At 42.0% G+C, this 23,387-nt stretch carries 18 protein-coding genes; 9 read left to right on the top strand and 9 right to left on the bottom strand.

Going from position 1 to position 23,387, the window contains the following annotated elements:
- Positions 1–31: 31 nt before the first annotated feature.
- The 3 genes from DZC72_RS01505 to DZC72_RS01495 all read right to left on the bottom strand — a co-directional run bounded on the left by DZC72_RS01505 (position 32) and on the right by DZC72_RS01495 (position 7,472).
- Positions 32–6,097, bottom strand: coding sequence for an alpha-2-macroglobulin family protein (locus tag DZC72_RS01505; RefSeq protein WP_125221147.1), 6,066 nt, complete (start codon positions 6,095–6,097; stop codon positions 32–34).
- A 115-nt stretch (positions 6,098–6,212) separates the two neighbouring features.
- On the bottom strand, positions 6,213–6,998 hold the full coding sequence (locus DZC72_RS01500) for an SDR family oxidoreductase (protein WP_125221146.1): 786 nt from the start codon (positions 6,996–6,998) through the stop codon (positions 6,213–6,215).
- A 156-nt stretch (positions 6,999–7,154) separates the two neighbouring features.
- On the bottom strand, positions 7,155–7,472 hold the full coding sequence (locus tag DZC72_RS01495; protein ID WP_125221145.1) for a cupin domain-containing protein: 318 nt from the start codon (positions 7,470–7,472) through the stop codon (positions 7,155–7,157).
- A 99-nt stretch (positions 7,473–7,571) separates the two neighbouring features.
- On the opposite strand from DZC72_RS01495, the gene DZC72_RS01490 reads away from it, so the two are divergent.
- The 8 genes from DZC72_RS01490 (at position 7,572) to DZC72_RS01455 (ending at position 14,917) form a co-directional block, all read left to right on the top strand.
- Entirely contained in the window at positions 7,572–8,930 is a 1,359-nt protein-coding gene (locus DZC72_RS01490; protein WP_125221144.1) for a UDP-N-acetylmuramate--L-alanine ligase, read from the top strand.
- Between the two features lie 69 nt (positions 8,931–8,999).
- On the top strand, positions 9,000–9,188 hold the full coding sequence (locus DZC72_RS01485; RefSeq protein WP_125221143.1) for a hypothetical protein: 189 nt from the start codon (positions 9,000–9,002) through the stop codon (positions 9,186–9,188).
- A gap of 70 nt (positions 9,189–9,258) precedes the next feature.
- Positions 9,259–9,957: a RadC family protein gene (gene radC, locus DZC72_RS01480; protein ID WP_125222558.1), complete on the top strand. Its 699-nt coding sequence runs from the start codon at positions 9,259–9,261 to the stop codon at positions 9,955–9,957.
- A gap of 48 nt (positions 9,958–10,005) precedes the next feature.
- Positions 10,006–11,253, top strand: coding sequence for a polysaccharide deacetylase family protein (locus DZC72_RS01475; protein ID WP_243641618.1), 1,248 nt, complete (start codon positions 10,006–10,008; stop codon positions 11,251–11,253).
- Positions 11,246–11,935 carry a YjjG family noncanonical pyrimidine nucleotidase gene (locus DZC72_RS01470; RefSeq protein ID WP_125221141.1) on the top strand — a complete coding sequence of 230 codons (690 nt, stop codon included), beginning with the start codon at positions 11,246–11,248 and terminating at the stop codon, positions 11,933–11,935. The genes DZC72_RS01475 and DZC72_RS01470 overlap by 8 nt, the downstream gene beginning before the upstream one ends.
- Before the next feature lie 55 nt (positions 11,936–11,990).
- Positions 11,991–12,536, top strand: a complete 546-nt coding sequence (locus tag DZC72_RS01465) for a hypothetical protein (protein WP_125221140.1) — start codon at positions 11,991–11,993, stop codon at positions 12,534–12,536.
- Positions 12,533–13,966: a DUF5723 family protein gene (locus DZC72_RS01460; RefSeq protein WP_125221139.1), complete on the top strand. Its 1,434-nt coding sequence runs from the start codon at positions 12,533–12,535 to the stop codon at positions 13,964–13,966. The genes DZC72_RS01465 and DZC72_RS01460 overlap by 4 nt, the downstream gene beginning before the upstream one ends.
- A 60-nt stretch (positions 13,967–14,026) precedes the next feature.
- Positions 14,027–14,917: a hypothetical protein gene (locus tag DZC72_RS01455; RefSeq protein WP_125221138.1), complete on the top strand. Its 891-nt coding sequence runs from the start codon at positions 14,027–14,029 to the stop codon at positions 14,915–14,917.
- Here DZC72_RS01455 and DZC72_RS01450 read toward each other — a convergent pair.
- Positions 14,914–16,191, bottom strand: a complete 1,278-nt coding sequence (locus DZC72_RS01450; RefSeq protein WP_125221137.1) for a replication-associated recombination protein A — start codon at positions 16,189–16,191, stop codon at positions 14,914–14,916. The genes DZC72_RS01455 and DZC72_RS01450 overlap by 4 nt on opposite strands.
- Before the next feature lie 175 nt (positions 16,192–16,366).
- Here DZC72_RS01450 and DZC72_RS01445 point away from each other — a divergent pair, with 175 nt between their 5' ends.
- Positions 16,367–17,125 carry a rhomboid family intramembrane serine protease gene (locus DZC72_RS01445; protein WP_125221136.1) on the top strand — a complete coding sequence of 253 codons (759 nt, stop codon included), beginning with the start codon at positions 16,367–16,369 and terminating at the stop codon, positions 17,123–17,125.
- Here DZC72_RS01445 and rlmB read toward each other — a convergent pair.
- From rlmB to DZC72_RS01420, 5 genes are all read right to left on the bottom strand, one after another.
- Positions 17,122–17,862: a 23S rRNA (guanosine(2251)-2'-O)-methyltransferase RlmB gene (gene rlmB, locus DZC72_RS01440; protein ID WP_125221135.1), complete on the bottom strand. Its 741-nt coding sequence runs from the start codon at positions 17,860–17,862 to the stop codon at positions 17,122–17,124. The two genes, DZC72_RS01445 and rlmB, sit on opposite strands and share 4 nt — an antisense overlap.
- A 222-nt stretch (positions 17,863–18,084) precedes the next feature.
- Positions 18,085–19,509 carry a PQQ-dependent sugar dehydrogenase gene (locus DZC72_RS01435; RefSeq protein ID WP_125221134.1) on the bottom strand — a complete coding sequence of 475 codons (1,425 nt, stop codon included), beginning with the start codon at positions 19,507–19,509 and terminating at the stop codon, positions 18,085–18,087.
- A gap of 304 nt (positions 19,510–19,813) precedes the next feature.
- A complete protein-coding gene (locus DZC72_RS01430; protein WP_125221133.1) occupies positions 19,814–20,560 on the bottom strand; it encodes a hypothetical protein in 747 nt (248 codons plus the stop codon).
- A 250-nt stretch (positions 20,561–20,810) separates the two neighbouring features.
- Positions 20,811–21,695, bottom strand: a complete 885-nt coding sequence (locus tag DZC72_RS01425) for a hypothetical protein (RefSeq protein ID WP_125221132.1) — start codon at positions 21,693–21,695, stop codon at positions 20,811–20,813.
- 18 nt (positions 21,696–21,713) lie between these two features.
- The gene (locus DZC72_RS01420) at positions 21,714–23,387 is read right to left on the bottom strand and encodes a SusD/RagB family nutrient-binding outer membrane lipoprotein (RefSeq protein WP_125221131.1); all 1,674 of its coding nucleotides are present in this window, start codon (positions 23,385–23,387) and stop codon (positions 21,714–21,716) included.

Below are 23,387 nucleotides of genomic sequence, written 5' to 3'. Positions count from 1 at the left end.
AACCTACTTTTGATCGAGGGAAATAGCATAATCATTCTACAATAACCCGAATTCCTTCGCTATGACTGGTAAATTCTGGGGCGTACATGCTTTGTATGGTGGTGATGCCATTACTGAAATTCCCCGAATTGTTGACCCTAAGGTCATATTCAAAAACATACACACCTTTGGGCATGAAGTCAAAGAAAAAGTTCGTACTGGCATCTTTGGTGCTTTCGTAATACCCAAGTCCGTCCTGCCATTTGTATCTGGATAGCACATTTACCGGCTCAAAACCCGCGGCCCGCATATCCTTTAGGTGGATAAACTCCATATCCCGGTCCGATTGCAGTTCGATTCGTACCCGTACCAGATCTCCAACGATCAGTTGTGTGCCTTGCTTGATTTCGGACAGGAGTTCCCCATTGTTCGTATTCTTTTTAAGGAAGAGTTTTTTCCTTACTTCCAAGGCCTTGCCGGCCTCCTTTCCTGCCGGGGTGATTCGGTCCAAATCCTCAAAATACTGCCAATACATCGCACCCCAAGCAATTCCTTCGCCTTTCTTCTGAATACGGATCGTTGCCATTTCAGGGGTTATTTCATGGGGGTTCCAGGATGTTTTGAAATAACCAGTGCCAGCTTCTACCTGAACGCTCTCAAGCTTTTTTGGGTCAATTTCTATGGAGCCTACTTTTACATCAACGGCATCAGTGACGGACAGCCAATCGCTCCCTTGTAATAAAAGTGCATAGACCGCATTGCTCGTGGCCTTTGTTGTCTCCCATTGATTGGTCTGTTTATTTTTCAATAGCCAGACTTTTAGCTCGTCAATGGTCTTGGTATCGTTCCCGATTTCCGAAAAAGCTTCAATTAATAAGGAATGGGTTTCGATGGGTGCCTGATGCCAATACCAAGAGGGCGTGTTTTCCTTCCAGTACATGCCCAATTCCTTGGATCGTACACTGTTTTCCTCCAAGGCACGAAGGATTTTCTGGGCCGATGCTTCATCTCCGGCCCGATACAATGTCAACGCGATCAAACCTTTGGAGTATAAATTTCTATCGGCCCAATATTTCCGAGCTTGGCCTAAATAGTATTCCATGATTTCCGATACTTTTTTGGAGGTTTTTATGTCCTTAAAAAAGCTACGCATGTATAGGAAATTTAGTTGGTTTGGACTTAAATGGTCCTTAGAAAGATCTTTGGAATACTTTTTCATACGCTCGTATTCGGTAACAAATTCGTCATCCAAATAGGAAATAGCGGATTCCAACATGGAGCTTGCATTTGAATTTGAGTTTGGGCTTGAACCGGTGAGTTTCTCCAAATGCCCAAAACCAATGGCGATATGTTGGGTAATGAACCTATTTTCCCTACCACCATTAAACCAAGGCCATCCACCCGAAGGCAATTGGGCTTCTTCCAATTTTCGTAAGGCCATTTCCTGTTCGTTTTTCATTTTGTTCAGGTTGAACAAAAGTCCGATACGTTTCTTCTGCTCGGTTTCCGACTGCGCATCCCGCAACCACGGTGTTTCCTGGATCAAAAGCGACTTGAGTTCCTGATTTTTCTCCAAGTTGCTCAAAAGGGCATCGGAGTTGGCCCATTGGTCGAACACTTCCTTGATTCGTGGATTGGAATTCGCGATATGGCTCGCCAAGGTATTCGCATAGTATTTAGAAAAGGTCTGTTCATTGCAGTCATACGGATATTCCATGAGGTAGGGCAGCGCTTGTACGGCATACCAAGCCGGGTTGGAAGTTATTTCCAAGGTCAATTTCTGGTGGTCAAGGGTTTTCGAGGAAACATTTTTCAGCTTATCCAAAACAAAGGTCTTGTCCTCATTACTTCGCACCCACATGGGTAGGGTTTCCGTAACCAACATGCGATTGGTAAGCACAGGTAAGGCACCTTGCTCGCCATCACTATAAGTACCCGACTTTGCAACGATTTTGTATTGTACCCCTTGAATGCCTTTGGGTATGGTCAAGGTCCAGGAAATCTGCGTGTTTCCCTTGGCCCCCACACTAAAGGGCTTTTGGTTTTCCATATTTCCAAGTGCCGCATCTATGGATTTTCCCGTGAGGACATCGGTGAGTTCCAATTGCCCCATCCCTTCCAACGTATTCTCGGACAGGTTGGCAATTTTAGTACTTATGGTAACGGTATCGCCCTCTCGTAGAAATCGTGGGGGATTAGGGAGTACCATCAAGTCCTTTTGGGTGACGGTGGATAGGGTTTTGGTCGCCGATTTCAAATCCTTTGTATACGCCAATAATTGAAGGTTCCAGCGCGTCAAGGCTTCGGGTGTGGTAAAATTGAAGGAAACATTCCCCTCGGTATCCGTGGTCAATTGCGGAAAGAAAAAGGCCATTTCTTGAAGGTTTTTGCGGATTATTACCTCGCTAAAATCAGTGTCAGCGTTGTTTACCTCCCTGGGTTTTGAGGTTTCAGGGTTGTTTTGGGAAAATGCTACACTTTCTTCTAGAGCCTCTCCTTCAAAACTCGTATCGGCATCCAAAGCATCGCTCATCGCCATGGGAGCTTCCATTTTACTTTTCCTCATTACCCCCGAGGCATAACCTCTAATTCTTATATTATTATTCCAAAAATTCAATCCAAACCACTCCAGTTGGTCGAATTGTAGGCCGGGATATATCTTATATAACCTATTTGTATTGAAATAATCCCTAAAATTTTCGGTGCCAAAGCTTAAATAGGCATTTACATATGACCGTGAGTAGTATGTGGGTCTATACAACGGATTAAAGTACCAATCATGGGACACGAACTGATCCAAGGAGGCGTCGTACATGCTGGCCAACAATTCCGCCGTAACCTTTTCGCCCTTGGGGCCTTTTATTTTAAAGCTCCAGGTTTCATCTGTTCCAGGTTCCATTTTATCCCGAAAGGTTCCAATCTCAATTTCTAGCTCGTCGTCCGGGTAGGGCACAGATACCTGAACGGTTCCCGAATGGAAGGAATTGTAGGCCGTAAAACTGTAACCAACGGCGAAACCTCCCAAATCCTCTTTAGTTACGGGAACACTGATAGATTCACAATTTTTTTTCACGGTTAGGATATCGGTCTTGATGCGCTCACCGTCCTTTTCCACCCAATAGGTGATGTTCAAATCCCTTGCATTGCTAAAAAAGGTGATTTCTGCCGCGTCGCCGGTTTGATAGCTCTGCTTATCGGTTTCTACATGGAATAGTTGATTGTCAGGTAGGGATTTTTCCTTGGGATCTATCAGTTTTGTAGTCGTTTTGGCGGTGACTTCCTGACCAAAGACATCGGTACTTTCCACTTCAATGAGGTAACTTCCGGTTTCCCATTTTTTAAGATTTGGTAGTCCGATGGATTCACTTTTTCCGGTATCAAATTCGGTTTCAAAGACCAACGTGCCTTTCTCCCAAGATTCGACCGAATGTTCCTGCCTATAGGCTTCATGGGGGAAAAGTTTCTTAAAATCGGATTTATTCCAATACTGATAATCCGGCGCTTCCCAAGGTCTAGGCCTGAGTACATGTTCGGGAGCTTGCAATTTGTACATTTTCAGTATTCCTTTGGCGGATACTTTTTGTCCGTTGAGGTTTTGGGTAGTAACGGTGATCGTATTTTCTGTGTTTGCCTTGTTAAGGGGCTCGTTCAAAAGAATAATGGCCGTCATGGCGTGATAGCCTACGTTGACCGTGGTGCTAGCCGTTCTCGTTTCGCCGTTGACATCGGTTACATCGGCAGTGATTACATAAGAAAATACGGGAAGATTTTCTTTGGATGCCTTGAGATCTGGTAGGGACTTAAAATCGATACTGAAATTTCCTGCGTTATCCGTTTGTAGCTCCCCATGGGCTATTTCCTGACTTTCTCTCCAATAGCCGGGTCCCCTTCGCCACGAAAACCAAATGGGGTAATTGACGCTTCGCGTTACCCGATAACTAACCTTGGCATCTGTGATGTTGCTACCGGCAAAGGATTTGGCATTGCCCTTTACGGTGGCGGAGTCGTTTACTTTGAATACCTCGGTGACGGGTTCGAAACCGACCTCAAATTTGGGTCTTTTGTATTCTTCGACCGAAAAGTAACTGTATTCCCGAACAAGGCCGGTGGGTCCGGTAACCGATAGGTAATACTGTCCGGTAAGCCCCGTATTTGGTATGGTAAAACTACCTTGAAACGAACCGAAATCATTGGTTTTGGCTTCCAGTTCCAATGCCTTCTGGCCATTGGCGTCGTATAGTTCAACTGTTACCTTTTGCTCGGTTACCAGGGTAGATTTATTTTCGTTTAGTTTGATCAGCACCCCTTTGAAATAGAGCGGTTGGCCCGGTCTATAAATGCTTCGGTCCTTGAACAAAAAGCTGTTAAGAACCACCTCTGGCCTGTTGTTTTGCCTATTTTTTTGACGGATGTAGGTATTGCCGAAATTCGCCCGGTCGTCCTTGTAAACCACTTTTATTTGCTCAACGGACAAACTTTTTCCACCTAACGGGATACGAACAAATCCGTTTTTATCGGCAGTATAACTTTTGCTATTGGACAAAATCAGGTTACCGCGGTGGTATAGGGTCACTTTGGCTCCGGGTTTGGCGGCACCGTTGTTTCGGTCCACCACCTGAAAAAGATGTTGGTTTTCACTCGTTGTTTGTAGCAGTGCCAAATTGGTAACCTGAACCTCGCTGTAGGCAAAACTGTCAAGGTCATTCTCTTTAGAAAGGGCTAAAATCAAATACTGGCCATTTGGAAGTTCCGGCATGGGAATTTCGATGCTGTGAAGTTGATAATCGCCCTCATCTATCAAGTTGACGGACCATTCCTTGGATGGTTTTAGCTTTTTAATGAATTCCAGTTTTTCGGATTCCGGATACAGGTTGTTCAGGTCTTCCCACTGTTTGTCCGAAATTGGGTAGGCTCGCAAATCCAGTGACGCTTTATTTTTGTAATTCACCAAAAGCTTCGCGGGCTTTTCTATGGGAATGTATTTCTCCGTTTGCAGCTGCAGGGACGGGGTTCGGATCTGTGATTCGAGATATTCGCATTGTTGTGCGCCCCTTGTACCTGGATATCGGCTTATGACCTGATCACAAAGGCCGATGGCCTCTTTTAATTTCCATCGGTGTTGGGGTTCATCTGGGGTAAACCTATCGCCTTGGTTTTTGTACAATTTGGCCAATTCGTAGGTGTAAAGTCCCGATGTCTCATGATGCCGAATATTTTCGGCACTTTCTATGAGTACTTTCTCCAGAACGTCATCCTTATTGGAGAAAACCGCATTGGCATGGATAAAATTTAATCGATCAATATCGACCAAGGTCAGGGACTCTAACTTGGCATCCGAAAAGTGAAAGGAAACCAGTTCCTGATATAGTTGAAGGGCCTTTGACTGCAAGGAAGTGTCATCCTGAGTGGGGATATCCAGTTGTGTGAAAGAATAGGCATCACACAGGTAGTCTGGAGCATCGATTTCAAATGTATCGGCAGGTCTGGTGATGCTGTTTTCATTAGAAGTATAGAAATTCAGCGCGTCATGTGCCAGAAGGTCGTACAATGTCGGTCTATATACTTCAGAACCTTCTTCGGTCTCCAACAATTCGGTATATTCCTTAAGGTAGGTTTTTTGGAGCGCTTTTGAATCCGACAAAGCGTTTTGAAAGTGCATATCGATTTCCTTGAACAGAGTGCTAAGGTCCCACGTCCTAAAATCGACCGTATCGACCTTGGTTTCGGTGGCCGTTCTATTGTAGAATTGATAGCGGTTTTGCTGGAAATACTGCCAATAGAGATTGGCCAGGTAGCTTTCCAGAATGTTCTTTGTGGGAAAAGCCGTCTTTGCAATTTCGGTTTTAAACTTGTTTATAATGGAAAGTTGCGCATCTTCCTCCAGAATCAATAGGTACTTTGAAGTGAACAACAGAGCCTTTATTCGTTGGACTTCGCTTCCATCACCCTCCGCTTTTTGATAGATTTTTTGAACCAAATCATAGGCACTACGGGTAAGTTGATCCTTTTCAAGTTTCAGTACCTGGTTCCAGAGTTCATTATAGGACATATTGGCTTCTTGACCGTTCATTAGTTGTGAGAACAGAAGTATACTTAGGATTATAGAAATTTTTTTCATCATGCTAAATTTACACAACAAAAGTGTGCCAAACTGATTGAGCTATCAATGAAAAATGAGCGAACAGGCCTTTTGGGTTAGTCTGTGATCGATTTGTCCTCTTTAACAGATATTACTATAGTGATTTTAGGAGTCCGCCATCAATAGGGATGTTCGTTCCGGTAATGAATGCGGCTTTGTCCGACGCTAGAAATGTAGCCAAATAGCCGTATTCCTTTGGGTCGCCAATACGCTGTAGGGGAACTTTCTGTTCCATTTCTCTGCGCACCTGACTTTCTGGAACGCCCATTTGTTCCGCTTTTTTCGCATTGAGCTGGGCGATACGGTCCGTATCAAAGTACCCCGTAAGTACATTGTTAACGATAATTTGGTATTTGCCCACATCCGTGGCCAGGGACTTGGCCCAAGTGACCACCGCGGCGCGAATAGAGTTGGACAATGCCAAATAGGACAACGGTTCCTTCACCGAAACGGACGCCACATTGATGATCCTTCCCCAATTTTTTTCCATCATCCCTTTCAGGGCCAATTCCGTGGTGAGAACGACGGTTTTAAAGAGCAGGTCAAAGGCTTCCTGGTAATCCGGCACCTTCTTTTCCAAGGCACCACCCGCAGGAGGTCCTTGGGTATTGTTTACGAGGATATCCACGGAATTTTCGCTAAAATACTCCGTGATTATTTTTTGGAACGATTGAAAATCGGAGAAGTCCACTGTCAAATATTGATGTACCTGGCCATGGTCGGTGGGTAATTTGGCGACTATATTTTTTAATTTTTCCTCGCTTCGGGACATCAGGGTCACGCTGGCGCCGCTTACCGCCAATTGTATGGCGATAGCCTTCCCAATTCCTCTGCTACTTCCGCCAACCAAGGCCTTTTTTCCTATGATAGATATGTTCATTCTTAGTTAATAGTTATAAGTTAAAAGTCTATAGTGATAAGGAAAATCAATTTGAACATCAAGTCCTACATTCTATATCAGTAAATTATATCATTTTTGAACTTGATATTTGAATTTGAACTTGAATTTAGTTCCCCCCTTTGGGGGCAAGGGGGCTTATCGATACTCCTCCCTTACCGGACAAAATACATCCATGAGCTTGCAGGGTGTTAATGCCTTTCCGCTATGTTTTTTATGTGGAGCTATGATTACGATGTCGCCAGGTTTATAAACCTTGGTAATTCCATCCAAGGTAAACTCAAAGGTGCCCTCTAGCACGTGCATGACCTGTTCATGCATGTGCGAATGTTCCGGGACTTCGGCGTTTTCATTGACCGTCCAATAGGCGATGCTCATGGTTTCTGCATGCACCATTTTTCCGTGATATCCGGGCATAATTTCTTTAGATGAGATGGTTTCAAGGCTTAAGTCCATTTTTTTGATTTTCCTCCTAAGATAAAAAGAATATCACAGGGCCTAAAATGGTTTGTTCAGCTAACCTCAATCTGTATCTTTACCCTATAATTAAGGAATATGCGAATACATTTTATTGCCATTGGGGGCAGTGCCATGCACAACCTGGCCTTGGCCCTTGCCCACAAGGGATATCACATAACCGGGAGTGACGATGTTATTTTTGAACCGTCAAAATCCAGATTGGAAGCCAAGGGGCTTTTACCGGAACAATTTGGGTGGTTTCCGGAAAAAGTCCAAAGGGACTTGGACGCTGTGGTACTTGGAATGCATGCGAAAGCCGACAATCCAGAATTGCTAAGGGCTCAAGAGCTTGGTTTGACGATTTATTCCTATCCCGAATTTCTATACGAACATTCCAAAAACAAAACCAGGGTTGTTATAGGCGGTAGCCACGGCAAAACGACCATTACGTCCATGATCTTGCATGTGCTCAACTATCATCAGATTTCTGTAGACTATATGGTAGGAGCCCAATTGGAAGGTTTTGACAGAATGGTGCATTTGACAGAGGAGAACGATTTTATCGTTTTGGAAGGGGACGAATATTTATCCTCGCCCATAGATAGGAGGCCAAAATTCCATTTATATCGACCGAATATTGCTCTATTGAGCGGAATCGCCTGGGATCACATCAATGTGTTTCCAACTTTTGAAAATTATGTTGAACAGTTTCGCATTTTTGTGGATAGCATCGTTGAAGGTGGCAGTATCACATTCAATGAAGAGGACTCGGTCGTAAAGGAAGTTGTGGAAGCTTCGGAAAACCAAATAAGAAAACTCCCGTATAGCACGCCCGATTATGAAGTAATGAATGGGGAAACTCTGTTGTCAACGCCTGAAGGGCCTATGCCCATTGCGGTATTTGGCAAGCACAACCTGGGCAATTTGGCGGGAGCCAAATGGATCTGTCAGAATATGGGCGTGGACGAGGAAGACTTTTATGAAGCGATAGCATCTTTTAAAGGGGCTTCCAAAAGATTGGAAAAAATAGCGGAGGGCAAGAATTGCATAGCCTTTAAGGATTTTGCCCATGCGCCCAGTAAGGTCATGGCTACTACCACGGCCGTGAAGGAACAATTCCCGGACAGAAAATTGATTGCCTGTTTGGAACTGCATACGTATAGTAGCTTTAACCCGGAGTTTTTGAAACAATACAAGGGAGCCTTAGATGCAGCGGACGAGGCCGTTATTTTCTTTTTGCCGGAATCCGTGGCCATTAAAAAATTGAAGGAAGTTACCCCGGAACAGATTATGGAGGCTTTTGCTCAAAACGATCTTAAGGTTTTTAGAGATGCGGAATCTTTTCATTCGTTCATCCAACATATGGATTATTCCAATACGACACTTCTATTGATGAGTTCCGGTAATTATGGTGGATTGGATTTGAACGAAGTAAAGCAAATTGTAGAGCATTGAAATGCAATTGGTTAATGACCTTTTGGCAGTATGGTCTTATTGGGCATAACTATTGATTTTCTCTTTTTCATGCGGAAGAAATCAACTTGGTTGGTAAGGGTTGTCCAATACAAACAAATACTGTTTAAATTGCTTTATACTTTTTTGGTTGCTTTTATGTTGGGCGTATCGAATGTTATTAATCAAGAGGATAGAACTATCCATGACACCCGATTTAAAATAGAAAAACAACAGGACCAAACGGAGGAAGAGAATTAGATGGGTAAATTGATTGAACCCTATTGCCAATAACCGAATGTTGAAATATTTAGTTCTGTATATTTGGGATATGGGAGAAAAACCTATTTCTTTTTCAATAAAAAATTGGTCCGATGACGACAAGCCTAGGGAGAAACTACTTCATAAAGGCCGTTCCGCCCTTTCCGATGCGGAACTTATCGCCATTTTGATAGGGTCGGGAAACAGGGAGGAAAGCGCCGTGGAACTTTCCAAACGTATATTGGCTTCCGTGGACAACAACCTGAACGAACTTGGGAAACTTTCCATTCAACAATTAATGAAGTTCAAGGGCATTGGTGAGGCCAAGGCGATAAGTATTGCCGCAGCTTTGGAAATGGGCCGGCGGCGTAGGGGGGAGGATTTCCTAAAAATCGAGAAAATAGGCAGTAGCCAGGACGCCTTTGAAGTCCTACAGCCCATCATGGGTGAACTGCAACACGAGGAATTTTGGATTTTATACTTGAACAATTCCAATAAGATTATGCATAAGGCCCAGTTGAGTAAAGGAGGTATAACAGGAACTTTGGTGGATGTGCGTTTGCTCATGAAACAGTCTTTGGAATTGGGGGCCGTGGCCCTGATTTTGGCGCACAACCATCCTTCGGGGACGTTAAAACCCAGTCAGGCCGATAAAGAAATCACCCATAAGATCAAAAATGCTTCGGAGTCCTTGGACATTCGTGTTCTGGACCACCTTATCATCACACAAAAGGAATATTTTAGTTTTGCCGATAATCAGTTGTTGTAAATGTTATTGATCTATACCCATAAAATTACGCCTCGCTTAACCTATACCATGAAGCAGGTATTTACCAAAATATTGGGTATAGAAATAGGTTTTACCACCAAAGTCGAGGATTTCATAAAACACAAGAACGAAAAGATAACCTACACCAAACAGCCCCTACAGAACGAGTTCTTTGTGCGTAGTCACGAGCTGTTGTTCGAACAAGGTATCAACGATGTGGAGATCAACGTAATGAGCTGGGACAATGTTCCGTGTTTTTTTTTCGCCGGGGAACGTAGTAATTTGCCCTTTGATATTTTTGCCGCTTCCTTTTATCTGATCAGTAGGTATGAGGAATATTTGCCTCATGTAAAGGATGCACATGGACGTTTTCCGTCCAAAGGTAGTTTGGCCTATGAGCACAAGTTTTTGGAACGTCCTGTGGTAGATATCTGGGCTATGAAACTTTTTGTGATTTTAAAGGAAAGGTTCCCTAGTTTGGTACAGGGCCCAAGAAAATACAAATATTTATCGCTTATCGATGTGACCACTTCCCATTGTTATGCGAATAGGGGAGTCATACGGGGGGCTGCCGGTTTTTTACTGGATCTGGGAACTTTCAGGATAAAAAGGCTGATAGAAAGAATTGCGGTGGGACTGAACATTAAAAAAGATCCGTATGACAATTTCGCCACCTTAATAGAGTGGCACAAAAAGCTGAAAATCAATAGTATCTTCTTTTTTCAGTTTGCCAACTATTCCAAATACGATAAAAACGTATCCACCAACAGCAATAATTTTAGGTCCTTGATAAAGTACATAGGAGATTATTCCACAGTGGCTTTGGCCGCCTCCTATAGCTCTTTCAACAATATTGAGCTATTGAAAGACGAAAAGCAAAACCTGGAGGATGTGGTCAATAGACCTGTAAACTATTCCAGGATGCGTTACAATCGAGTGGACGTTCCTGAAACCTATAGAAATCTCATCGCAGCGGAATTCACGGATGATTTCACCATGGGGTATAGCCATCAAATTGGGTTTAGGGCAGGTACCTGTACGCCCTTCCAATTTTATGATATTCCACTGGAAGTGCAGCAACCAATAAAGGTTTTTCCTTTTGTGCTGCATGATTATGCCCTTAGGGAAATTGGGAAGAAAAGGGAATTGGAACGACGAATGGACGCCATTTACAATGAAATAAAACTGGTGAAGGGTACGTTCATTTCAATTTTTTCGAACGAATTGTTGGGATCAGACCATACCTTCGATTGGAAGGAAGTATACCATCAATTAATAAGTAAGTACCATGTTTAAGAATCTGGTGACCGACGTATTTTTTGATTTGGACCATACCCTGTGGGACTTTGAGAGAAACTCTTCGCTGACTTTTGAAAAGATATTGGCGGAACAGGCCATCGATATTTCGCTTAAGGATTTTTTGGATGTATATGTTCCTACAAATCTGGCTTTTTGGAAATTGTATCGGGAGGAGAAAATAACCAAGGAGAATCTAAGATATCAACGTTTAAAAACGGTGTTCGACCAATTAGGGCTAAGCATTGAAGATGAGGTCATCCACAGTTTGTCCAGGGAATACATCAATCATTTATCCTCCTATACCCACTTGTTTCCAGATACTATGGAGGTCCTTAAGTACCTAAGACCTAGATATCGGCTCCATATCATTACGAACGGATTTCAGGAAATTCAGGAAAAAAAGTTGAAAAATTCCGGTATTCACCATTTTTTTGAGCACATTGTGGATTCTGAAATGGCGGGGGTGAAGAAGCCCAACCCTATCATTTTTGAGCTGGCACTGGAAAGGGCGAAAGTCAATCCGCAGAAATCCTTGATGATAGGGGATAGTTTGGAAGCGGATATTCTTGGAGCCAAATCCGTTGGTCTGCATACCTTACACTTCAATGCCCATGGCGACCCAGTTCATGACCATGCCCCCATTATCACCCAACTTAGGGAAATAAAAACCTATTTATAGAGTTATATCCTTTAGATAGGACGGGATTTAACTGCCCGGTAATTATTTCCAGAGGATGTCAGTAAAAAGAAATGTTGTTCTACTATTTTTAGGCATTGCGCTCCTGTTATCTTGTTCCGATAAACAGGACTTTGGTCAATATGACGACCTGACCATTACCCCAACTTTCGAGACCAGTATTTTCTATGTAAAGACCCAAGAATCGATAATAAATAGGGTGACAGGTATAAGTTTCTTCTCCCAGGATTTTAATTTTGACGCCTTTGAAGAGGATATTTTTGCCGAAAGGGTGTTGGAAGGTTCCATAACTTATGAATTGGAAAACACCACCAGTAAGGACATCGAGATTACTATAGAGTTTTTGAATGAAAATGGGGATGTCCTGGATTCCGAGTTCTTCCAAATGGATCCCGCTCCCGCAGCCCTTTTGACACGGATTGTATCCTATGGTGGAACCGACAAGAACCTAGATATTCTTAGAAATACTTCCCAAATAAGGCTAAGTGCCCGAAATCTAGGTGACAATACCAGTACCTCCAGTTTGCCGGATCCTGCCATAGAACTTCGTTCCAGTGCAAAATTTACGGTCAGGGTAAAATGAGGCGAATACTATCCATATTCGTTTTTACGGTCTTGCTATGCAATTTTCTGGAGGGCCAGAACAAGCAGATTCTTTACGATTTTAATGAAATTCCCCAATCCTTGATGGTGAACCCAGGAGTGGAGAGCGATTTTAAGTGGTATTCAGGAATTCCTATGATATCTGGTGTTTCAGCCTATGCGGGTTCCAATGGGGTTTCCGTCAATGATATTTTTGCCGAGGATGGCCTGGATATTAATGATAAGGTGCGGGATAGAATGGTATACGGTATGGGTCGTAGGGATGAATTTAGCGGCAACGTGCAATTGGAATTGGTCAACATTGGTTTTAGAAGTGGCAATCCCAATCTATTTTATTCCGGTGGAGCCTATTTGGAGTTGGATAATATTACCTATTGGCCCAGGGATTATGCCCGGTTGGTCTTTGATGGCAATGCCGATCAATTGAATAGAAGGTTCGACCTGGGGGACCTAAAAACAAGGGGTTCCTTGGTGGCCGTCTATCATTTGGGCGTTAATAAAAAGGTGAACAAGAACCTGACAATTGGTGCCAGGGGGAAACTGTATTCGGGTATTGTGGATTACAATTCCACCAGAAACAGTGGCTATTTAGTCAATACGGAAGGCCAGAATAATATTCTAAATACAACGCTGAGTGCGGATTTAAGTTGGAGTACATCCGGTTTTGGACAATTGGACGAGGCATCGGATAATGGTACAACAGGGAATACAATAATGAAACGGGCCCTTTTTGGAGGGGATTTGGGTCTGGGTATGGATCTGGGATTTTCATATCGGCTAAATGACCAAACGGTATTCACGGCCAGTGTTTTGGATTTGGGATTTATATACCATAGCGGGGATACCTATAATTATTCGCTTAGCGGTACTGCGAGTTCGGAAGGAATCCAGATCAATGTATTGCGCGAGCTATCGAATTTGAATCGGGATTATTGGCAAGATCTGGTGGATGAAATCGAGGAACTTGTACCTTTTGAAGAAAGTAATTCGGCCTATTTGACCTTTAGGCCCACCAAAGTTAACGCTTCTTTGCGCTATGATTTTGGAAAGCCCACGGGGTCGTCTGAAGACTGTGATTGTACCATTCAGGTATCCGGAAGCAACGAGCCTCGAATGGCCTTTAGGAATTCCGTTGGTGGGCACCTATTTTTAATCAATAGACCAAGAGGGCCGCAAGCGGCCATTACCGGGTTTTACATGCGTAGGTTTGGAAATGTTTTGGCGCTAAAGGCAACCTATACTGCGGATAAATTCAGCTATACCAACCTTGGTTTTGGAATCAATCTGCAAGCCGGCCCGATCAATCTCTACGCCATGGCCGATAACCTGTTATCCTATGGGAACATTGCGGCTAGTAATTATGCATCTTTTCAGTTAGGTTTAAATATTATATCTTGGGGCCGAAAGTAAGTAGGTAGCTTTTTGGCATGCTTTTTTCACTTACTTTGATAAACTAAAAAATTTATGATTTTGAGAACCTTTATACTAATCCTAGCTATTTCATGTGGAAATCTAATTTCAGCTCAGGCAAACTTGAACGATTACAAGTATATTGTCGTTCCAAAACGTTTTGATGCTTTTAGGGAAGCGAATCAGTATCAAACAAGTACTCTGGTCAAATACCTGCTTTCTGAAAGAGGATTCAATACGGTCTATGAAGATACACTACCTAAGGACCTCGCTTCCGATAGGTGTCTGGGCCTATGGGTATACCTTTTAGATGATTCCTCCATGTTTACCACTAAAACAACCTTGGTGCTTAAAGATTGTAATGGGGCGGACATTTTTGAAACCCAGCAGGGTAAGAGCAAGATTAAGGAATACAGGTCGGCCTACAATGAGGCCATTAGGGAGGCCATGCAAAGTTTTAAAGGGGTTGAATACCAGTACACTGGTGATCAGGCTCCCAAGGAGACAGTAACGTTAAATTTTAAGAATGATGTTAGAACCCTAAAGAACAAGGAAATTAGTGAAAGAATGGAACCAAAGGGTATTAATACAGATAAGGTGCAACAAAAGGCTCCCAAGAACCAGAATCCAATGGTGATGCAGGAAGCTACTATGGAGAATCAATCCTATAAAAATTTTGAGCCTGTTGCGTCCAACATCGGCTCGAAGAATGAATCTCAAATTTCAGTAAACGGGGAAATTTGGTACGCCCAAGAAATTGCTAATGGCTATCAACTGGTGGACAATACCCCAAAGGTTCGAATGAAATTGTTCAAAAGTTCCAATGAAAATATGTTTATGGCCCAATCCGAAGATAAAAGCGGAATGGTCTATCAAAAGGAGGGCCAATGGATTTTTGAATATTATGAGGGCGAAAAATTGATTCAAGAACCTTTGAACATTAAGTTCTAAAAGTCGTACTTATCCTTCCAGCGTTTTTTTAAAAAATCGCTTAGTGCGTTTTCCCGTTGATTTTTACCCGGTTGGTAAAACGATGTCCCAGATAATTCATCTGGCAGGAACTCTTCGTTTACAAAATTGTTTTCGTAATCATGGGCGTACTTATAATCGGCTCCATAACCCAAATCCTTCATTAGTTTGGTAGGGGCATTCCTCAAATGCAGGGGTACGGAAAGGTTTCCTGTTTGGCGTACCGTTTGTTGCGCTTTGCCAATAGCCATGTAACTGGCGTTGCTTTTTGGCGAGGTGGCCAAATAGACCGCACATTGGCTTAGAATAATTCGGGCTTCTGGATAACCAATAGTCGTTACGGCCTGGAAGGTCGTATTTGCAATGACCAATGCGGTGGGATTGGCTAGTCCTATATCCTCTGACGCGGAAATCAGCATTCTTCTGGCAATGAATTTTACGTCCTCACCACCTTCTATCATTCGCGCCAGCCAGTAGACCGCGCCGTTTGGGTCGCTGCCTCGTATCGATTTAATGAATGCCGATACAATGTCATAATGCTGCTCACCCGTTTTGTCGTACAAAACGGTATTTTTTTGGGCCTTGGACAGGACCAAGTCGTCCGTAATAATGATTTCTTCCGATGGTTCCGAATTGATGACCAGCTCAAATACGTTCAATAATTTTCGGCCGTCCCCACCGGAGAGTCGAAGTAGTGCCTCAGTTTCCTTTAGGGTGATTTTCTTCTTTTGAAGGACCGGGTCGTTTTTCATCGCCCTTTCTAGAAGAAGTTCCAGGTCTTCTTTCCCAAAGGGGTTCAGGATGTAGACCTGACATCTGGATAATAGGGCGGGAATGACTTCAAAACTGGGATTTTCGGTCGTGGCACCTATCAACGTTACCCAACCTTTTTCAACGGCGGCTAACAGTGAATCTTGTTGCGATTTGCTAAACCGATGGATTTCGTCTATGAACAATATTGGGTTTTTGGCAGTGAACAAGCCTCCGGCTTGTTTTGCCTTATCAATTACTTCCCTGATGTCCTTGACACCACTATTGATGGCACTCAGTACATAGAACGGTCTCTGACTTTCTTTGGCAATTATGTTGGCCAATGTCGTTTTTCCCGTACCCGGCGGACCCCATAAAATCAAGGATGGAATAACACCTTTTTTTATCTGGTGGGTCAATGAACCGTTTTCACCAACCAGATGGTTCTGGCTGATATATTCTTCCAGGTTTTGTGGGCGTACCCGCTCCGCTAATGGCTCGTTCATGATGTAAAAATAGGCTAAAGTTGAGGAAGTTTCTTAACTCCATATGATTGGGTAGACCTGACGGGTTTTAAAAACCTGTTAGGTCTGGCAAAGATGATTAACAATACTTGTAACAAATTGGAATGACATTTTTACCGATTCCCATTTTTGGCCGATTAATTGTTAAATTGTTTCCATGTCCGATTCAGAACATTTTAAATTTTCCAATGCTGTCCTTTTAGCGCCGCTTTTAGGAGTATTGGCTGTTTGGTCCGTTTATTGGATGGAATTGTTGAATACCACCAATTTTAACGAATTTGGTATTTATCCCAGAAGTTTGGCTGGATTAAAGGGAATCGTTTTTAGTCCTTTCATACATGGTTCTTTGGAGCATTTGTATAATAACACCATTCCTTTGGCGATATTATTGGCCGCTATCTTCTATTTCTACAAAAGTATAGCCTTGCGAGTTGTTCTATTGGGTATAGTCTTATCAGGTTTTATTACGTGGAGTATTGGTAGACCTTCCTTTCACATAGGTGCCAGCGGACTTATTTATGTCTTGGCTAGTTTTATATTTTTCAAGGGAATTTTCACCAAATATTTTCGGCTGGTCGCACTTTCACTAATCGTTGTTTTTATCTACGGGAGCTTGTTATGGTATATTTTTCCGGTCAAGGAAGGAATTTCTTGGGAGGGACATTTGGGAGGCTTTTTGACGGGATTGATTTTCGCGTTTGTTTTCGACGCTAAAGTCCCAAAGCCTAAAAAGTATGATTGGGAACGGGAGGATTATAACGAAGCCGATGATCCTTTTTTAAAGCATTTTGATGCAGATGGTAATTTTATAGAAGCCCCCCAGCCCTCAGAGGGGGAGTTGGAAGATAATAAAGTAATTGAGATACGATATGTCTATAAACCATCTTCCAAAACGAAAGATAAGGAGGATACTTAGTTTCTAGTTCTTTGCCTTAATGCCTCATATAGGAAAACACCACAGGCAACGGAAACGTTCAGCGATCCTATTTCCCCTAATAAGGGTAGTTTAGCACAATGATCCGAAGCTTTTAGAAGGGAAGGGGATATACCTTGATCTTCTGCTCCCATAACGATGGCTATAGGTACCTTAAAGGAAATATCGTAAACTGAATCATTGGTTTTTTCAGTTGCCGATACAACTTTAATCCCTGAAGCTTGCAAAAAGAATATGGCGTCCTTAATGTGGTCCACTTTGGCAATAGGCACTTTAAAAGCCGCACCTGCAGATGTTTTGATGGTATCTGCAGTAACCGGTGCGGCACCTTTTTTTTGAATGATGATTCCGTCTACTCCGGTACATTCCGCCGTTCTAATAATCGCACCAAAATTTCGAACATCTGAAAGTTGGTCCAAAAGCAAGAATAGGGGAGGGGTACTTTTTTCATTGGTACGTTCTATCAATTCTTCCAACGAATAAAACTTAATAGGGGAAATATTCGCAACCGCACCTTGATGGTTGTTCTTGGTGAGTCGGTTTAGTTTTTCAATGGGAACATAGACCGTATTTATTTCGTTCCTTCTCAAGAGGCTTTCCAATTCCCTTATTAAATCCCCTTTCAACCCTTTTTGGAGGAATACCTTATCTATCTCCTCTTTTGAGTTTACAGCTTCAATAATGGCCCTTATGCCATAGATTTGGGTTGTTTCTTGCATGGGGTAAAGATACTTATAATACGATGATGCTTTTACATTCTATTAGTACTATAATGCTGGGAAACGTATTATTTATATGATTCACAATTTATTGAGTCAATTAAAAAGCGTAATTATTCATTAGGAAGGTTTGCCATTTGAAAATTTCATTTGAGTACTTCTGTTGTTGCCATTTGCGATGAGTTCCTAACATCCCTATTTTAAGATTGTTTGATAAGTATCCTATGATTTTAACTTATCTTTTACCTTGTCTGGAGTTTTAATATAAGTTTTGCCCTTCAGTAATTCCATTTTTTTCAACTGTTGAGCCCCAAATGAAGCTTTGTCCCCTTTAAACTCAATTTTCCAAATTCTGCCCTCTTTAGATTCTGAAATATAAAGGGCTCCGTATTTATCCTGTGCAAGTCCCATAGGTCTATATTTTGCATCGGGCATGGTAGCAATCGTGTCCGTTTTGGCAAATCCATCGGCAAAAACCTCCCAGTTACCAAATGGTTTACCATTATCAAAAGGAATAAAGGCAACAATATAACCTGCTTGTGGATAAGGAGTTCTGTTCATAGATCCATGAAAAGCTACAAAGGCACCGTTCTTATATCTATCTGGAAATTGATTTCCTGTGTAAAACAATAGGTCATTTGGGGCCCAATGCGCTGGTAGTCCCATCAAAGGTTTTGTGTATTCTTTGGCCTCAAGTTTTCCATCCCCACCATATTCCGGGGCTAGCAACTTCTTACCTTGAAAATGGTCATAGTAACTATAGGGCCAGCCGAAATTATTCCCTTTTTCAATTTTCATGAATTCTTCTGCGGGAAGTACTGCCTGATCCCACTCTGTATAATCATCTGGTGCATGGTTGTGCAGATAGTCTCGTCCGTGCTGGACTGCGAAAAGTTCATTAGTTTCATCATTCCAAGAAAAAGCTACAATACTTCGTATTCCGGTGGCATAAAGTTCACCATCCGTTTGAATTTGATTAAGTTTGTTCTTATCAAATCGCCAGATACTACCTAGGTATTCCAACATAGGGCAGGGCATATGACCTTTTATTTTGCCTTGGGAATTGGCATCTTCACAGGCATTGGTGGGTGCTGAAAACGTTACATACATGTAACCTTCCTTGTCAAATGCCAATGATTTTGAATTATGCCATCGAAGGGGAAACCGATCTGTTAGGATAACTTCTGGATTTGTTTCCGGTATTAATTTCCCAGGTGTAAGTTTTTGCCGATAGATTATCTGTTCTGTGCTGAAATATAAATGTCCATTATGAATACGCATTTCAGTGGCAAACTCACCATCATTGGGAAATCCACCAAATTTTTTGATAATGTCAGCTCTTCCATCCCCTGTAGTGTCCCTGAGCGCAATGTTGCCAAGTGTACCTTCTTTTTCCCTAAGTTTTACATATATATCACCATTATCGTTTACAGCCAAATGCCTAGATGGTCCAATGCTGTCAACTACGGAAATCGCAGAAAACGAATCAGGTAAAATTAAACCACCATTTTTATCATCTTCTTCAGGGTTTGACTTTTTCCAGAGTACAGGCCTTTTAGTGTCTTCCTTTTTTGGTACTATCTTAGTCTTTTCCTTACAGGCAAAAAACAAAAATAGCGATAATAGAATCGTAAGGGTAATTCTCATTTAGATGGTATTGATATTGCATTAACCAATATCGTTACTAAGTTATTTATTTTTATAGAAAAACAAAACTATACCAAAGTCGCCGTATTAACTTATAGAATAAAATATCAGTTAAAGAGCTAGAAATATTTATAATTATAGTTATTGATGTTATAACTATTAAACAATTGTACTGAATTTACAATTTAAAATTTTAGAATTATTTATAAGTCTGTATTATTAGGACTCTTTAAGTTTCTAATTTCACCAAGGCAATTTTAAAAACTATTAGCCCAAACGGAATACCTATTCTTGTTTTAAATCTCTATAGGGTGTTTAAAAAGTTAAAGGCTTTAATCAAATCTTCCTCTTCTTTAATCTTTATCTTATTTTCTTTTAGGTAGTTTTTTAAAGATTCCTTATCGTTACCTGATAGGAGTTTGAGCAGTTTATTGTTAGAAAGGGGTATCTCATCAATTCTGTTTACACCTTCCTTTTGGAAATAATATTCCGTGAATTGTGAAAACCTTGCAGGGACTGCTTTTACAAAGGAATTTGGTGCTGGTTTACCTTCCGTAAACTTAACACGTGTTCTTTTGTACAAATCATAAGTTTTACCATCAATTAGTTGTAAAAGATATCCGTTAAGTGTATTGTTTTTTGAGGTTACAAATGTTTTGAACGATAGTTTTTTGTTGTCTACTAGTATGGAGATATTTTTATCCCTTGAAAGTCCTTTTATACCTTCTTCCTCCAACAAGGTGTTTTTTATCTCGATCTCTTCGTTTAGAGCGTTATATCTGTAGAACATCGTTCCCATATCCTCATCATTATACGAGATTCTTGTTTGTTTAAAGTTATTTGAGACGTAAGGCGATCCTTGAAATTCGTCGTAGTTTTTAGTTCGTTTGGCATCCCTACTGGATATGTCTCCTAATAAGGTATTTATGACAGCTGCACTACCGTCCATGGAACCTCCGGAAGAGGCATTGCTTAGTGCTTGTCCTGAGTATTGAGCCGTTACAATGGTAGTTGAAAGTGCAATTGTTGCTAGAAGAAATATTTTTTTCATGTTCAGTTTATTTTTACTCTTTTTTAAAGGTACTAAACTTTTTTGTGACGGTATTAGCTTTGGAAGTTAAAAAGAGCCATATTATCAAACTGAGCTTAATTCGAGGTTAATATGTACAAAATTTCAATTTTAGAGGGTAATTTTAAAGGTATTTCCATTGCGTTTTAAATCAAAGACGCTGATCTTTCACTTTGTAAAAAAAAAGCGGTTCCAAATTTGGAACCGCTTCTATTTTTAGGTGGAATTTGAATTATAATTCCAAATCCAAACAATAATCTATGAGTCCTGTTGAAGTAGCGGGTTCTGGACCTAAATCCAAAATAGTATTTCCATTTGCCGAAATTACCTGGAAGGTAACCTCCTCATCAAATGAACCTCCATTATAAACAATCTGAATAGATTGCGCACCTGCTGGAACCTCAAATGTCAAATCTTGAGACACTTCAGCGGGGTATGGCCCACCTCCATCAGTATTAGCCAACGTAATAGGATCGTTATCGTCTATAGTAATACTTAAATTACCACCGTTCCAACCATCGCCATAAGAGTCAACTGCAACTACTGTCCACGTACCGGATGTAGGTACAAGAGGAGCACAGATTACATTGGATGTAAATTGGAAAGGTGACCTAAAGTAGCCACCGGTCAACGTACCTGTATTCTGCCCAAAGGAGAAAGTCCTGCCATCGGCAGCAACCAGCTCAAATCGAACTCTGTATTGATCTCCTGGTTCTACGGCATCCAATGCTACCCCTGCAGCTCCAAGAATTTCAGTGACGCCAGTTGTGTATGAGAAACCCTGTAGACCAAATTCGGTATCATTAAATGTGGAAACAGTGCCAATCAATCCGGAGGCATCGCCAGGGGAATCCCCAGTGTTGTCAATAAACTCTCCGTACACATTTACGCTAGTAATTGCAGCGGATTCATCGGACTGTATTTCAAAGGTACCTGTAAACGTACTTTCAGTAGATCCTTCCGCCACATCTGGGAAAGAGGAATCCAATGTTCGAAGCGCAGCCCCTCTGGTAGTATCCGCCAATACTTCCGTGATGACGGTCTCGTCCTCGGTACAGCCTTGAAAAATAAGGGCCAAGGCTGCCAAAACTGTATAACTTATATTTTTAATTCTCATTGTCTAAAAGTTTTAAAATTAATTGGCTTGTGGAAACGCTGGGCTCGCAGGATTGGTATCCCAAAATACCTGTGTGGTCAAGTCTGAACGCTGTTGCAAGTTTGGATTGGTAATTACCTCATCCTGTGGATAAAAGAAAGATCTTGGGAATGGTCCCGGATCTGGTTCCCAACTTGGGGACAAGGTTGTAGGATACCCAGTCTTTCTGTAATAGTTCCATGCCTCTTGTGCACCTCCCCACTGGGCAATCCAGTACTGTTCGGCAAAAATATCCTCTTGATCATCTCCAGAAGCTGCCGTAAACGATGCAACTATACCATCGATGTAATCTGAAACCTCAGTTTCAGTTGGTTCAAATGATTTATCGGCATTTCCATCAACTGCACCAAAAGTCTGAACCTTAGCTATGGATTTTTCCATGGCACTTCTTAGGAAATCAGCTTTTTCAGTTGGGCTAGTAGCCATGGCTCCTCGCCAAAAGTCCACGTAAGACGCTAAAATAATAGGTCTGATACCGGCTCCGCCACCACCTTGTCCAAGACCGATGGGCTCAAAACTGTTATCGTCAAAACGTCCGGCAGCAGGATAAACACCGTAAGCGGTCTTAAAGAATCCATCTGGAGGAGTACCTTCATCGTTACCATGGTTACGGCCCCAATAGCCATTAGGAACACTACAGAAAGTGGTAAATCCACCGTCTATAAAATGTTGGGGTACTGAGAAAAGACTACAGCTCAAGAATTGCTCGTCCGGATCGGCATCCGCTCCAGGAGTGGCATCTACCTGGCGGTAAAAATAGTAACGGATACGTGGATCGTCATTTACCAACATTTTTTCCATCAACCAATTGCTTAAGTACCCTCCAGCACCAGTAGGACTATAGTCATCAGCGTATTCAGGATGTCTGGTATCTGGCTGTAAAACCCTGGATCCGTACTGGAATTGGAAGTCATCCTCCGTGTCAGAGATAAAGTTATCATCTGCGACAACTGCATTGAAGGCAGAAGTGTTTCCTGTTAAAAAATAAGTCCTCAAACGGATGGAATTAATCAATTTAATCCACTTCGTACTGTCACCTCCATAAAAGAAATCGTCAGCCCCTTGAGTTGGTGGGTTAGTAGCGAATAACGCTTCTGCTTCATCCAAAAGAGCTAAAGCTCCATCATATACCACTGGACCGTCATCCAATACTGGCGCAGGGAATTCATCAGGATTTCCAGCTTGAGTGAATGCAGCTTGTCCAATGAAGTCCGTAAGTAACAATAAGGAGTACGCTTTTATTGTCTGCCCAACTGCCACATGAAAATCATAGTTGATGTCACTTGCATCATTGATTTGTTGCAAAGCGTCCACATTGGTGAAAAGACCTACATCAACTGCTGATCCCGCCAAGTTAAATTCACTACTGTAGGTACGGGCCCAAACACTGTTCATAACACCTCCTTGGAAGTTGTTGAAGTAGATACGTCCGGTCATATATTGGATTCGCGTTAACTGTGCACTTAAATCGTTAAAGCGGTCCATGTTCGATACCCCTGCCAATTGAATTGAATTCAATATCAAATTGGGGTCCGCCTGACTGATGGCCAGGTCATTTGGACTGACTCGCAGGTCCAAATCGGTGGTTTCACAGGCATTGAATACAAGCCCTGTAAAAGCAACTGTTAAAACTGTTCTAAATATTTTTTTCAT

Origin of the sequence: Maribacter algicola (assembly GCF_003933245.1) — a bacterium.
In the GTDB taxonomy this organism is placed as follows: domain Bacteria; phylum Bacteroidota; class Bacteroidia; order Flavobacteriales; family Flavobacteriaceae; genus Maribacter; species Maribacter algicola.
This window is presented reverse-complemented; position numbering and strand designations above follow the sequence as displayed.